The 13,473-nt window shown below is 36.6% G+C and carries 12 protein-coding genes; 5 read left to right on the top strand and 7 right to left on the bottom strand.

The window, feature by feature from the left end; all coding sequences use genetic code 11:
* Window positions 1-54: 54 nt before the first annotated feature.
* The gene (gene mobC, locus CRJ00_RS12780) at window positions 55-2,052 is read right to left on the bottom strand and encodes a conjugal transfer protein MobC (RefSeq protein ID WP_038330888.1); all 1,998 of its coding nucleotides are present in this window, start codon (window positions 2,050-2,052) and stop codon (window positions 55-57) included.
* Between the two features lie 108 nt (window positions 2,053-2,160).
* The gene (locus CRJ00_RS12775; RefSeq protein WP_038330885.1) at window positions 2,161-2,940 is read right to left on the bottom strand and encodes a helix-turn-helix domain-containing protein; all 780 of its coding nucleotides are present in this window, start codon (window positions 2,938-2,940) and stop codon (window positions 2,161-2,163) included.
* 83 nt (window positions 2,941-3,023) lie between these two features.
* On the opposite strand from CRJ00_RS12775, the gene CRJ00_RS12770 reads away from it, so the two are divergent.
* Window positions 3,024-4,175 carry an Atu1372/SO_1960 family protein gene (locus CRJ00_RS12770; RefSeq protein ID WP_038330883.1) on the top strand — a complete coding sequence of 384 codons (1,152 nt, stop codon included), beginning with the start codon at window positions 3,024-3,026 and terminating at the stop codon, window positions 4,173-4,175.
* Between the two features lie 160 nt (window positions 4,176-4,335).
* Here CRJ00_RS12770 and mobB read toward each other — a convergent pair whose 3' ends face one another.
* Both mobB and mobA read right to left on the bottom strand, forming a co-directional pair.
* A complete protein-coding gene (gene mobB / locus CRJ00_RS12765) occupies window positions 4,336-5,613 on the bottom strand; it encodes a conjugal transfer protein MobB (protein ID WP_038330880.1) in 1,278 nt (425 codons plus the stop codon).
* A 5-nt stretch (window positions 5,614-5,618) separates the two neighbouring features.
* A complete protein-coding gene (gene mobA, locus CRJ00_RS12760) occupies window positions 5,619-6,050 on the bottom strand; it encodes a conjugal transfer protein MobA (protein WP_038330878.1) in 432 nt (143 codons plus the stop codon).
* A 724-nt stretch (window positions 6,051-6,774) separates the two neighbouring features.
* Between mobA and CRJ00_RS12755 the strand changes: the two genes are divergently transcribed.
* From CRJ00_RS12755 to CRJ00_RS12745, 3 genes are read left to right on the top strand one after another with little or no spacing between them, the layout of a single operon-like run.
* A complete protein-coding gene (locus CRJ00_RS12755) occupies window positions 6,775-7,542 on the top strand; it encodes a ParA family protein (RefSeq protein WP_038330876.1) in 768 nt (255 codons plus the stop codon).
* A gap of 5 nt (window positions 7,543-7,547) precedes the next feature.
* Window positions 7,548-7,985 carry a DUF3408 domain-containing protein gene (locus CRJ00_RS12750; RefSeq protein ID WP_038330874.1) on the top strand — a complete coding sequence of 146 codons (438 nt, stop codon included), beginning with the start codon at window positions 7,548-7,550 and terminating at the stop codon, window positions 7,983-7,985.
* Between the two features lie 5 nt (window positions 7,986-7,990).
* Entirely contained in the window at window positions 7,991-8,626 is a 636-nt protein-coding gene (locus CRJ00_RS12745) for a hypothetical protein (RefSeq protein WP_038330872.1), read from the top strand.
* A 25-nt stretch (window positions 8,627-8,651) separates the two neighbouring features.
* Here CRJ00_RS12745 and CRJ00_RS12740 read toward each other — a convergent pair whose 3' ends face one another.
* The 3 genes from CRJ00_RS12740 to CRJ00_RS12730 are packed head-to-tail and all read right to left on the bottom strand — an operon-like array spanning window position 8,652 to window position 12,965.
* Window positions 8,652-10,583, bottom strand: coding sequence for an ATP-dependent helicase (locus CRJ00_RS12740; protein WP_038330870.1), 1,932 nt, complete (start codon window positions 10,581-10,583; stop codon window positions 8,652-8,654).
* Window positions 10,565-12,646: an ATP-dependent endonuclease gene (locus tag CRJ00_RS12735; protein WP_038330868.1), complete on the bottom strand. Its 2,082-nt coding sequence runs from the start codon at window positions 12,644-12,646 to the stop codon at window positions 10,565-10,567. The genes CRJ00_RS12740 and CRJ00_RS12735 overlap by 19 nt, the downstream gene beginning before the upstream one ends.
* A 22-nt stretch (window positions 12,647-12,668) precedes the next feature.
* Entirely contained in the window at window positions 12,669-12,965 is a 297-nt protein-coding gene (locus CRJ00_RS12730) for a helix-turn-helix domain-containing protein (RefSeq protein ID WP_038330866.1), read from the bottom strand.
* Window positions 12,966-13,158: 193 nt separating this feature from the next.
* On the opposite strand from CRJ00_RS12730, the gene CRJ00_RS12725 reads away from it, so the two are divergent.
* Window positions 13,159-13,464, top strand: coding sequence for a DUF4134 domain-containing protein (locus CRJ00_RS12725; protein ID WP_038330864.1), 306 nt, complete (start codon window positions 13,159-13,161; stop codon window positions 13,462-13,464).
* Window positions 13,465-13,473 lie beyond the last annotated feature (9 nt).

Genomic DNA, 13,473 nt, shown 5'->3' with positions numbered 1-13,473 from the left:
AACATAGTATACGGGCAAAATAAAAGGGAGATCTAACATCTTCCTTTTATTTTATCACTCTTGCACCAAATACTGCAAATCTGGATCGTTTTTAATTCGCTCCAATTCACTTTCAATTATATGAACTACGTCTGATTTTATCTGCCGATAGTTTTTTTCAATCTCTTGTTTCATATTATCTGTACCGTTCTTATCTGTGAAAGATAAAATCTGCGGTATTTTTTGATAGGCTTTAGTTTCGGAAGCTACTTTGTCATTATCTACTACGATTTCACAGTGAAATATTTTCTGTTCAATACGTTCATCAAAATTGTCTGAAATTGCTCCTACAAACATCCCTTGTGTTAGCGTCGATATTTTAGATGCCGGTATTAAACTATCTAACTGAGTTGAAATAGAAGTAGATTTATCATTTCGGTTGATGGTCATACTCTGGCGTTTCTGCAACACTTTACCGAAGCGTTCGGAAAGGCTCTTTGCCGTTTCGCCTACAACCTGCCCACTGAAAACATTACCGACGGTATTCTGAATAACCTTGCTTTCCTTATCGCCGTAATCTCTTGTTAATTGCGAAAAGTCCTGAAAACCCAGGCATACCGCCACCTTATTACTTCTCGCCGTTGCGATGAGATTGTCCAGTCCTCTAAAATATATCGTCGGCAGCTCGTCGATGATGACGGAGCTTTTTAACTGTCCTTTTTTGTTGATTAATTTTACGATCCGGGAGTTGTACAAACCCAAAGCTGCCGAATAAATATTTTGGCGGTCGGGGTTATTACCTACGCACAAAATCTTTGGTTCTTTCGGGTTATTGATGTCGAGCGTAAAATCGTCGCCCGTCATAACCCAGTACAGTTGCGGGCTAATCATTCTTGATAAAGGAATTTTTGCCGATGCTATCTGACCTTGTAATTGGTCTTGTGCGCCACTTTGCCAAGCGTCCATAAACGATGACAAATAATTTTCTAAATCGGGATAGGAAGTTAAAATCGTGAACACGTCCGAATACTTTTTATTCAGCAATTCGATGGCGTGCGGGAAAGTGCAATACTTCCCGTTTTCGTAGATTTTGAGATACCAAATAATGGCTGCAAGCAATATAATTGGGCTTTCCACGAAGAAATCCCCTTGCTTCAAAATCCACGACTTGTTAAGATTTAGCATTATCGTATATGCCGCTTCGTAGGCATCCGATATGTCCGTCATAAATTCGGGATTGAGTGGATTACAACGGTGGCTCTTGCGTGGGTCGTCGAAGTTTATCACGTAGAATTTGGGTTGTACTTCGTACTTATCCCGATGCTTCAGTAAGTGATTGTAGGCAATAGTAGAAAGGTCGTCGAACTTGAAATCGTAGATGTACATACTAAACCCTTTCTCTATCTGCTGCTTGATGTAGTTGTTTACAATTGCATAGCTCTTGCCCGAACCTGGTGTGCCCAACACAATCGAGGCTCGAAAAGGGTTCACGATGTTAATCCAACCGTTGTTCCATTTGTTTTTGTAAAAGAACTTTGTGGGTAGATTGACGGAATATTCGTTTTCCATCAGCTTTGTTTCCTGTTGGAAGCTCTCGTTTTCATTATTGAAAACGTCGTCCATCAGGTTGTTCTTTAATAGTCTGCTCATCCATACACCCGCCATCAGCAAAGCGATATAGCCTAACGATATAGTCAGGATATACAGGAACGTGCCTACTGCCGGGGATAGCTTTAGCAATGGTGTGTTCAGGAAAAACAGCACGAAACCGATACCCAAAGTCACGTAAATTTTAGTCCAGGTTATCTTCTCATTCTTTACGCCCTTAGTGCCTAAACAGCTTAAAGCGAGCAATACCAAAGCAAAGGCTTTGGTATATAGGGTATGTGAGAACAAACCCGCCGTTCTGTCGAAATTGCCTAAAATCTTGTTGATTACTTCCAGTGTCCAGCCACGTTCTAAAAAGAACCCGTAGCAGAACCAATAAAGGTGCATCAGTACCAATAGAATACTGACTGCCCGCATAAAAGCCATTATCTTGGCTAAGCCTCTTAAATCGTCCTCTCCCTGCATTATTTTGAGTTTTAATGTTCGGGCGTGAATTTAAAGTCTGTGCGGAATAGTTATAAGATTGTGGTAGTCTAAGGCAGTACGTGGCGGTATTTGGCTTAATCAGTGTATTTATTTAGGAGCGGATTTCATTAATGATTTATAGGAAGTAAGGAATGCGGACAAACTCTTGTATCCTACTTTGAATGCTACTTCTGTAAGGGTATATTTTTTAGTATCAATTAGTTCAATACTCTTCAAAATACGGGTAAGCTGTATATATTTCTGTATGGTTATCCCCGTTTCATTTTTAAAGATACGTTGTAAATTGCGTACCGACATATTCGCAATTTCTACATAATCTTCGACTTTAAACTCATATCTGAAATTTTCATTGATATGACTGCAAATCGGAATTAGTCGCTCGTCTGAAGGTACAGGGATTTCCAAAGCATTATTTTTCTGATAAAAATCTGGAAGGTTTTGCAAAATGGCTAATAAAAAGACTTTCTGATTATCATCTTCAATAAGTTGTTTATTCCACTTAGTTGCATAATTGAGCATTTCGTGTAAGACAATAGGAACACGGAAAATCTTTACGGAATTGTAAAATTGATTTTGCGGAATATACTTAAAGAGCAATACTGTCAGATTAACGGTTTCTGCTGATGATGATATGCGGTGTTTTATATTTGACGGTATCCATATTGCGTGATTTTGAGGTACAAAATAAACCTTATTCTCTATGTAAAAATACTGAAAACCCTCTGTAACATAGGATAGCTGATAACGTGCGTGAGAATGCTCGTAATCATCGTGTTTCCAGTTTTGTTGCTGCCATATATAAGCATCGCTTATAACATCATCTGAATAATTGCCAGGAGTTGTTTCCTTAAGACCACATTTTAGCATTGCGTTTTAAATATACTTTTTGGCAAAGCTAATAAAAACGAAATATTTAATTTTGCAATATTATTAGAAAAATTTCCTGTGCAATGAATAAAACAATCTCATTTTTAGTTTTCACGCTCTCCTTTTTATTATCAATCAACACTACTGCTATGGCTCAAAATAAGAAAACAAACATACTGGTGCTTATCCATTCTGATAATGGCGGCACTTATGAACTGGCAAAGAACATTACCGAAGGAATTGAGAAAAATAGCGATGCTAATGCTACTATAAAGTTGGTGAAAGCATCAGATAATGTCAAGTTGAAAGACATTCCCGTAGCCAACGTTGATGAATTAAGTTCCTACGATGGCATAGCTTTTGGCTCGCCTGTGTACTTCGGGAATATCAGTACGGCAATGAGCGAATTTTTATCAAAAACGGTAGATGTCTGGACAAAACACGAATTAGAAGGTATGCCTGCAACTGTTTTTATGTCTGCAGGAAGCGGAGCCGGAAAAGAACTGGCATTGCAATCTTTCTGGAATAGTCTGGCAGTACACGGTATGATACTGGTATCAAATGGTATTCGTGGATATGAAAACATAGAAAAAAATATACCGCAAGGGAACTCGGTGTTAGGTACAACTAGTCTGGCTTCCTTAAAAGATGTGACAAGACCAAGCAAAAGCGAACGTTATCTTGCCAAATTCCAGGGAGAAAATTTTGCTAAAGTTTCCACGGCATTAAAAGGAACTTTCAAACAAAAGTCAATCGAAACTAAATCTGCATACACAGTGGATATCAACGAGGTATTGAAACAGAAAAATATTGTTTTACCTGAATTACCAAAACCTGTAGGAAACTACGAGCTTTTTTCGCGTTCCGGGAATTTAGTATTTATCAATCAGGTTTCACTTAAAGACGGAAAGATTTTATATCCTGGAAAAGTCGGTATTGATGTTACTGAACAACAAGTAGAAGAAGCGACCAAAGTTACTATGCTCAACATTATTGCAATTTTGAAAGAGGCAGTGGGAGGCGATTTGAACAAAGTAAAAAAATGTGTGCAATTGATTGGCGTTTTTAATACTCCTGAAACATATACGCAGCACGCTATGTTGATGAATGCAGCTTCTGACCTGACAGTGGAAATATTCGGAGAAAAGGGAAAGCATACACGAAATACATCGGGGGCATATTCCTTACCAGTTGGTTCTTCTGTATCTATTCAGGCAATTTTTGAAGTTGAGTAGATAGCTGTTATACGCAGATAGATAATTATTGATAATGAGAAAAATAATTCTGATTACCATTCTTTCATTCACTATGTTGCAATATACTGTCTTTCAGAAAGGTCAGCGTAATGTTAAAGAACGAATCCAATATATTTTTAGTGAACTATAAAAGGAAGAATTACATTTTTTTCTTCCTTTTCTTCTTCATCTTGTTAGCAAAATCCTGTTCCTCATAATCCTCGCCCTGGGCTTCGGGTAGCAAACCGCCCAATGCTTCAATCAAACCATCTTCGTGTTTTTCCGTAGTTAAGAAGTCGAACAAATGGTGTGGTTCTTCCGCAGGAAGATCCGCATCATTTGATGTGGATAGTTTGGGGATTGGTACAGCAGCTTCTTTTATATCCGGTTTGATATTATTATTCCAGTAATCATTAAAGACATTGGCAGAAAGCTCCTTGTCTAAACGTGAACCGTTCCAAACTGCTTTGGAATTATGGTCTATGAATGTGATACCATAAATACGACCTGTATCGTTCTGTCGTACCACCACGTTAATGCCCTGTTCAATTAGCTGCTTTTTAAAAGCCTGCTCGTCGCTCGTGGTTTTCAGGGCAACGGTAACGGCAGCTTTTAGGGTCTGCTTGCCTGGGTGGTCTTTCAAAGCCGTTTTGCATTTCGCAAAATGCAATTCCAAAGCCGGAAGCCCTGCGCTCTTTCCGAACAGGGAAGCCTTGAACGGATGCCCGGCTTTTTCGCCATTTTCATTTAAGGGGATGTACAGTAAACCCTGCCGCATCTTTTTGTGTAGTTCGCCCTCCACTTTTTCGGTGGTAATATTGAACAGGGATAGCAGGGCATTGTATTCGCCCAAAGTCTGGTACTGGTAATAGTTTGGCAGGTGACGAACAACCGAAGCGATTTGGCTCTTTACGTCGCCTGCCTTATAATCTATCGGGAGGAAAACATTGTCATTTTGGTTACGCTCTTTATCGGTTGCGGGTATCAATCCATGTTTCTGCTCCAGTTCACGGCACAGGTTCATAGACCGCATTTTCTCGAATTTGTCCGAAATCTTTTTGCCTTGTTCATCAACACAAACCGATACAATATGAATATGGCTTCGGTCAATATCAGTGTGCTTGAATACCACAAAAGGCTGTTCTTCATAACCCAGCTCCCGCATATACTGTTGTGCTATTTCCCGATATTTATCATCACTAACATTATCTTTCGGGTCGGGATTGAGTGAAATATGCAAAGTATGTTTCTCAGTTTTTTGATTTGCCAGAAGATAAGGAGCAAAAGATTGTGCCAATTGCGCAACGGAATATTGCCCGCTTGCCGTTTCAATAATCTTATTTGTAAACAAGATTTGTCCGTTTTCTTTCTCTACTTTTAGATTATTATATGCCAACGCACCGTACAAATTTGCACTTCTACCGATTTTTGCTATCATTTCTGTTATTTTTTGAGGTATTTCTTGTCAAATTCCTCGGTTATTTCCAGCACTTTTTTAAACAGCTCAACCATTTCTGTCGTCTGCTTTTCTAATTTATACAGGTATGCCGATGCTTTTTTCTCCGAAAAGCTCTTGTACAATAGCTTTACAATCTGGTTATAATTGACACCAATAGAACGAAACTGACTGTGAAACGAAGTCAACCGCATATAGAAATCAACCGTTCCTTTGTCAATCTGAACGGACTTCATTTTGTTTCCGAACAGTTGTGTAATGATAAATTTTGCTTTGTTGGGCATTCCTGATCCTTCAAAAAGCGATAAAAATTTGGCGTTTTCTTCGTCCGTAAGACGAAAAACGTGACGGTGGGTACTTGGGTCAAGCTTTGGCTTACGACCGCCCTTATTTCGTTTGTTATTATTGCTCTCGTTCATCACTAATCCATTTTTTAATCCGTACAAAACCTCGACTTCGGAGAGTGTTTTTCAGCTCCCAGCAGGGCAAGTTGTTTTGAGGCACGAACTCGGTTTCGAGTGCCTCAAAACACAACTTGCCGTGTTCTGTTGAACACAAAAATCCGCCCTGCGGGACGGATTGATTTTAACAGGGAAAAACGGCTCGATGCCGTGGCTGTTAAACTCCATTTTGTCCATTCGATTTTGCATAAATCCGTTAATAAAAATCATTATACAAAGTAAAGACCTGTTTTTGAAAGCATTGTACTGTGATACAGTGCCAAACAATGCCTTTGAACGCCAAACAATGCCACATTGAAAGAACTGCTTATTTATCTCTTTTTATTTGTACCAACAAAAGGATATAAGTGCATAAATAGTTATGCACGTAACAACCTAAGTATATAACTATCGAGGTAGATAGATAAAAAAACAAGTACATAGGAAAGTACATGTTCAGATACCTATCTGTGTAATTCTACATGTAGAGATGCAGGCACATCAGTAAATAGGTTTTTCGATACAAACTTACTTACCTGCACACCTACAGAGGTATGTGTTTAGGTGTATAGATACCTGCCTAAATATATCTGTATTGAGTAACATATCTATATGCAGAGATAAATAGGTAGCAGACTGCAAACATAGGCACCTACGCAAATAGGTAAATGAGTATATAAATAATTAAAAAAAAGTTAAAGAGATGAATGCAAAACACAAAACAGTTTTTATCGCCTTTTCTTCTCAAAAAGGTGGCGTAGGTAAGAGTACGTTTACAACACTTGCGGCAAGCATCCTGCATTATCGTTTGGGCTACAATGTAGCTGTATTTGATGCAGATTTTCCACAGCATAGCCTGTTGAAAATGAAAGAGCGTGATTTGAAAATGGTAATGGAAAACGAGGCTTTGAAAAAGCTGGCGTATAAACAGTTTACCACCATCAACAAAAAGGCGTACGAAATTATTCAGCACAGAGCGGATAGCGTACTGGAAGCAGCCAACGAATTTGTTGAGGCTTCTCCGGTTTCAATTGATGCTGTATTTTTTGACCTTCCGGGAACGGTAAACACGCCGGGTATTCTGAAAGCATTGGCGGGAATGCACCACATTTTTACGCCAATCACGGCAGATCGTGTAGTAATGGAAAGCACGCTCGTTTTCACACAGCTCTTGCAAGACGTGATTATGAAAAAAGGCGAAACGTCCATAAAAACGATCAACCTGTTCTGGAACCAGGTTGATGGCAGGGAGAGCACACCTTTATACGATGTGTATAACAACCTTATCAATGATTTGGGATTTAGCCTGATGCAAAGCCAAGTAAAAAACAGCACACGCTTTCGCAAAGAAAGCGAAGTGAACAGCAAAGCTATTTTTCGCTCAACGCTGATGCCTCCGGACGAAAGGTTGATGAACGCCTGCCAACTAGACCTTTTTATGAACGAATTTTTAAAAATCATTCAATTATAATCCCTATGGAAAAAGATAATAAGAAAAAAATTACTCCTGATATTGACGAGGAGCTAATGATGAACCTGATGGTTGACGGTGTAAAGAAAGAAGGGTTACAGCTTCCACCGGAACCTGAACCAAAAGCAACCGAAACTGTGGTCGTTAAGCCAAAGGAACTATCACAGGATAAACAGGCTGTCAAGGATAAGAGCCGTAGTAAGAGAACTTCTGAAATAGATTACGAAAATACATTTTTTAAGAAATCAGACACCAATGCCCGTGACGGAAAAACAGTTTATATCAGACCAGAATTTCATGAAAAATTGACACGCATCATACAGGTGATTGGCGAAGATAAGATTACTATTTATGCTTATTTGGACAACTTACTGGATTATCATTTTCAGGAATTTAGCGAACAGATTACCAAAAGTTATAACGACAAGTATAAACCTATTTAATAATTATGGAAACATTAATTGTAATATGCCTGCTGATAGTCATTGGGCTATTGTTGCATGATAAGATTGTTATCAAAAAGAGGTCGGAGCAAAAGCCGAAACAGGAAAAAGTCAATCCTAATCTTCCAGATATAATGGGGCAACCGAAACCTATAAGATGCCAATTAGTGCCAAACACCGCCACTGAACGCCAAATGGAGGATCTACAGTTTAATCCTGCTAATTTAGACATAGAATACGACGAGAATGAAAACTTAGGTATTCAAATTCCGCAGGAAGAACTGGATGAGGTTTTTAGTAATACGCCTGATTTTGAGGAAGAGGAAGAAGAATGGAACAGGTATGGAATATCCGGTGGCAATAATGGTTTAGCCCAAGGGGTTACTTTTGAAGAACTAAGCTCCGTGGGGGTATTGCTCCAAAAAGAAAAATTGGAAACAGCCCAAAAGGAAACAGCGATAGCTATAGTTCATAAAATACAGGGAACCGAATTATTCAGCCTACTGGAAAATTCCATGGACGGTGCATCCAGAAAAATTGCGGAGCTTTTGGATAATACAATCATTTCTGAAACGGATGCCGGTTCTTCCACTTTGCGGAAAAGTGATTTGAATGATTTTGACATTGGGGAGTTTGTTTAACTCCCCAATGTTTTATGAATGAACCTTAATCAATATCAATCACATTAGCATCTCCAAACCATTCTTTAGCTTTTGCAATAACTTGTGCATCTGGATTGTGAAAGAAAACCGCTAAATTTTCTTTAGCCCTTGTACAACAAACATAGAATATTTTTTGAGTTCTATCCAATACAGTTGCTGACCCTGTTTCTAAGAAAAGATTACCAAAATTATAATTATTCCAACCGCCATTATCAAGTATAACTAAAACATTGTCAAATTCTGCACCTTTGGTTTTATGCTGTGTTGAAAACGGTGTTTGTCCTTCAAGGTATTCATATAGTTTTTGAAATTCACTGAACTTAACATCCTTCACTCGATTATACAAATACTCTTTGTTCTCTTTAAAAGCAATCAGCTTATCATCAATCAAACAAATTCTCTTTTCGTTAGCGTCATTAATAACTTGTTCAATCGTATTATCTCCAACATTCACAAGGCTTTCAATATTTTCTTTTAAGGCTTTTTTGCTTGCAATATTTGTTATTTTAAAATGATAATCTGTGGCTCTTAAAAATTCATTGTACTTTTTATTTTGATACAAAGAAATATTATTCTGAATTTTAAATAAGTGTTTTATAAGATTATCTCTTTTTGAACCTTTCTTGTTTTCATCATCTTCATCTTGCTTTTTATCATCAAGTAATTGGTCTTTGTCAACATACATTTTGGAAAATTCAAGAAACTTTAATGATTTGGCATAATTATACAATTCGGCATTACCATCAATAAAAATCTGCATTGTATTTGTTGGACGAACAGCGTTTAAATCTCTGCCACTTTTTCCTTGCTGTAATACTTCAATTACTTCTCCAAATGTATTTTCTGAAAAATCATTAGCTACGTTATTATCTTTAATGTATTTCTTAATTCTATCTCTATAGCTTAACACGTGGTCTCTATCATAAATATCCATCAAGGTTCTAAAACCAGCCTTACCTGCTATTAAATTGTGAGTAAGGTTCAGTTCTTTTGTTTCCTTTGAATTATTGAAGTCCCAAGCATAATTTGCTGCTAAAAACTCTTCAACCTTATTGATGTTCCCATCAGTGGAATGCAGAAACAAAACAGTGCCTTGCTTTATTACACCACCAGCCATATTAGGAGCTTTCGGGTCGGCAGATGGCTCTTGAGTTATACCATCGGTACGAAGTTTGTTCGCCAAATCAATAATAAGTTTGGGATTTCTTCTATTTTGCTTCTTTGGAATTTCGTTTACTTTTTCAGCATCTTCTCCTTTATAATCGTCTAAGTTACCAATGCCATCTTCATAAATTGATTGCATAGCATCTCCAAAAAAACCTACGATATTCTTTCTTTCACTTTTCTTGAAATGTGTAAGAAATGTTTCTACAACAGCTTTATTTGTATCCTGATATTCATCAATGAAAATGAATTTGTATTTATCTTTTACTATACTGCTAAGTTTGGGGTATTTTTCAAAGAGATAGTTGGCTACTGTAAGTAATTCATCGTGGGATATAATTCCTTCACGTATTCTAACAAACTCTTTGTACTGTACACCATCAGGCAAAACTGCATAATAATCATCTGGAACAGGATTGACTTCTTCAATAGAAATTTTGGTTACTTCGTCATTGTTCGCTAAGGAAATAAGAGCTTCTTTAAGTTCTTTTTGAAAATGTTTAATACTATCCCATAAGAAATCGTGTATAGTGGATACATTAAGATTTTTATGGTTTACCCTTTCTTCAATTTCTTTAACTGCTGCATTAGTGTATGTCATACAAGCAACCTTAGCTGTTGGATTTTCGGCTATTGCTTGACGAATAACACTTACTAATGAATATGTTTTACCACTTCCTGCACCGCCGCTTAATAGGAAATTCCTGCCGTTATCAATTGACTGAAAAATTTCCTGTACTTCCGGTTCTAAATTTAATCTTCCTTCAGCCATAACAAACCATTTTTAATGTAAGCCGGAATATTCCAATTACTAAAGTTTTCATCACTATGATACAATATATCTAAAGCGAAATGGGTTTTCTTCTTAACACACTTATCTGCTAAATCATAAGGGCTTTTCTCATCGTCATCAAAATCAGAAGCGTTTTTTATTCCTTGGAAAGTATCTTTATTTTCTTTTACAAATGCTCTATTCAGATGTATAAAAGCATCTTCAAAACTCCTTGCGTGATAGGTGTTTTCTTCCTGCTGATAGCATATACAAATTGTAGAACTCCCGACAATAATTGTTCTACCTCCAACAGGCAGAGCTTTTAAATCTTCCCAAGTTACAGCATTTAAGAAATGACCAATTGCAGAATTACTTGTTTTGGTGCCTTCTTTAACAGGACAAGCTCCCCAAACATCATCGCCTTTGGTATTTTTACCTGTCACTTTAATAGCATCAATATCTGTTAATATCAATGATTTGATACCTAAGAAATCGATAAACTTCTCAAATATGTGTGAATATGCACCAACTTCTATAATTGAAATATTTTGAGACAGAAGTGGTAAGAATGTATCTGCATTACCTTCTGCTTCTAAACGAACAACTTCTTCTAAGTCTACTTTTCGCATAAAAGTCGGTATCAAAATTCTTTCTGTATCTCCTTCGATTAGGACTGCCTTATCAGCAAAAAAGATTTCAGCTCTGCTAATTGTAAGATATTGTTTTAAGAATTGATAGTGTTTCGGGTCTTTATCATATAGAGCCACTAAATCCTTTAAATTTTTAGCATTCACATCATTTTTTGCTATTGCTTTCAAATATTTTATATCATTGAAATCACTATCTGCAACAATGTGTGATGAATGTGTTGTAATAATGTACTGCAATGGTCTATTTATCCCATCATCTCTTTTAACACCCTCCTTAAGTAGCTTTTTTATATTTTTTATAAAGACGTATTGCATTTGGGGATGGGTATGAGCTTCAGGTTCTTCTATGATAAGTAGATTTATGTCTGCTGGCTTTTTGTCTTTATCCTTTTTGAAATCCTGTACTAAAATTTCAATTTCAAAAATCATACTTATAAGGTTCATATATCCTAAACCATTATAGTGCTCGGGTAATTTATGGTCATCGTGAGTGTAAACCACTGTAGTATTTCCTTCAAGTAATTCTCTGTGTTGTAATGTTGAAATAATTTCAATGTCAGTATCATTTAACTTAACGCCACCAAAATCCTGTACTTTTTTTATCACATCTTTAAATAGGTCTTTGTAGATCTCGCTTAATGTACTATCGGTTTCTGAAAGCTGGTCTTTAAAGTCTTCTGTAGCCTGAGTTTTATCGCTACTATCTTCTTTCTTCTTATAGAGGCTTGAGGTTTGTTTTGATAGTGTGTTTTCCTTTTCCTTATTTGTCACATCTCTCCTTGCACTTATGTACTTGAAACTAATGATGTCTTTTAAATTAATATTTTCACTAACAAGGTCAATTGGTTTAGTGTCAGTAATCTTGTTTGTTGCTGTGTCGTATTCAAAAGAGAATTTATGAATTTTAAAATAAGCTTCTAAGTTTTGCTTTAAAAAATATTTTAGCTCCCTTGGTTTATATTCTTTCTTCTTAACATTTTTTGCATTTTCACTGGCTGCAAAGCCTGCATAATCAGCTTTTATTCTTAAAAAATCATCATAACTTACAGTGTATTCAAAACCTAAAACAATATTGTTATTGTCAGGGTCTAAATCCATTAATACTCTGCTGACATTAGATAAATCATCAGTATCACTATATTCAATATAAACTTTTAGCTTAATGCCTTTGGAAAGAAATTCATCTGGAACATCACCCGACTTAATTAAACCTTCAATTTCGTTTTTGAAATCAATATTAAAGTCATCGTAAGAAAATCTACTTTTCTCATTTATAAATTTATCCAGAACTGATAGAATGGAAGTCTTTCCTGTATTGTTTTTTCCGATAACGAGAGAAAGCTCATCTTCGAGGTCCATAGAGAAAGTCTTCAGCAATCGAAAGTTTTCAACTTCTATTTTTTTTATCTTCATAATAGCTGGTTATAGTATTTGATTATTTTTTATTCTCCTCTTTTTTTAATCTTTTTTGAGATATTTTTAAAACCTGTTTGCTTACAGGCTCATTTTTCAGCAACTCAATTATCTTATCCGACAGCCATAGTATCAATAACTCATTAATCGGAATTTTATAAAATTCTGCAAGCCTTTCAATATGTTTTCTTGGCAATGGTCTTTCTTCATTTTCAACCTTACTGATAAAAGCACTATCCAATTCTAATGCAGCTCCAACTTCTCGTAGAAATAAGCCTTTATCTTCTCTTAGTTCTTTTATATGTTTACCAAATGCCATTTTGCTTTTTTAAGACTTGTCTAAATAAGTCAAATTTAAGTATTTTTTTCTGATAAGTATATATTGTAAAGCCATTAACCGCCAAATAATTCCTCTGACTGCCAATTTGTTAGACTGCCTCGTTTTCCGAAACACCTTTGTCCCGAAAGCCCGCATGGTGCGGGTGAACTTAACAAATTAATGTGTTTCAATTATGGAAAAACAAAGAAAAAAAGTTTTGCTGGCAACTGTAGCGATGTTGTCAGGAATTGGTGCGTTTGCACAGGGAAATGGTTCGGCTGGTATTAATGAGGCAACCCAAATGGTAACGTCGTATTTCGATCCTGCAACTCAACTCATCTATGCCATCGGTGCAGTTGTAGGGCTCATCGGAGGTGTTAAGGTGTATAACAAATTTAGTAGTGGAGATCCTGACACAAGCAAGACGGCAGCTTCTTGGTTCGGTGCTTGTATCTTCCTGATTGTAGCAGCTACCATTCTGCGTTCATTCTTCCTTTAATCCTTTGCC

Source organism: Sphingobacterium sp. 1.A.4 (genome assembly GCF_002734245.1).
Classification (GTDB): Bacteria; Bacteroidota; Bacteroidia; order Sphingobacteriales; family Sphingobacteriaceae; genus Sphingobacterium; species Sphingobacterium tenebrionis.
The sequence above is the reverse complement of the archived record's forward strand: the minus strand, read 5'-3'. Positions and strand labels throughout refer to the sequence as shown.

Coding starts and splice junctions, on each gene's coding strand:
- mobC (WP_038330888.1), bottom strand. CDS start 2,052: ATGCAGGGAGAGGACGATTTAAGAGGCTTAGCCAAGATAATGGCTTTT.
- CRJ00_RS12775 (WP_038330885.1), bottom strand. CDS start 2,940: ATGCTAAAATGTGGTCTTAAGGAAACAACTCCTGGCAATTATTCAGAT.
- CRJ00_RS12770 (WP_038330883.1), top strand. CDS start 3,024: ATGAATAAAACAATCTCATTTTTAGTTTTCACGCTCTCCTTTTTATTA.
- mobB (WP_038330880.1), bottom strand. CDS start 5,613: ATGATAGCAAAAATCGGTAGAAGTGCAAATTTGTACGGTGCGTTGGCA.
- mobA (WP_038330878.1), bottom strand. CDS start 6,050: ATGAACGAGAGCAATAATAACAAACGAAATAAGGGCGGTCGTAAGCCA.
- CRJ00_RS12755 (WP_038330876.1), top strand. CDS start 6,775: ATGAATGCAAAACACAAAACAGTTTTTATCGCCTTTTCTTCTCAAAAA.
- CRJ00_RS12750 (WP_038330874.1), top strand. CDS start 7,548: ATGGAAAAAGATAATAAGAAAAAAATTACTCCTGATATTGACGAGGAG.
- CRJ00_RS12745 (WP_038330872.1), top strand. CDS start 7,991: ATGGAAACATTAATTGTAATATGCCTGCTGATAGTCATTGGGCTATTG.
- CRJ00_RS12740 (WP_038330870.1), bottom strand. CDS start 10,583: ATGGCTGAAGGAAGATTAAATTTAGAACCGGAAGTACAGGAAATTTTT.
- CRJ00_RS12735 (WP_038330868.1), bottom strand. CDS start 12,646: ATGAAGATAAAAAAAATAGAAGTTGAAAACTTTCGATTGCTGAAGACT.
- CRJ00_RS12730 (WP_038330866.1), bottom strand. CDS start 12,965: ATGGCATTTGGTAAACATATAAAAGAACTAAGAGAAGATAAAGGCTTA.
- CRJ00_RS12725 (WP_038330864.1), top strand. CDS start 13,159: ATGGAAAAACAAAGAAAAAAAGTTTTGCTGGCAACTGTAGCGATGTTG.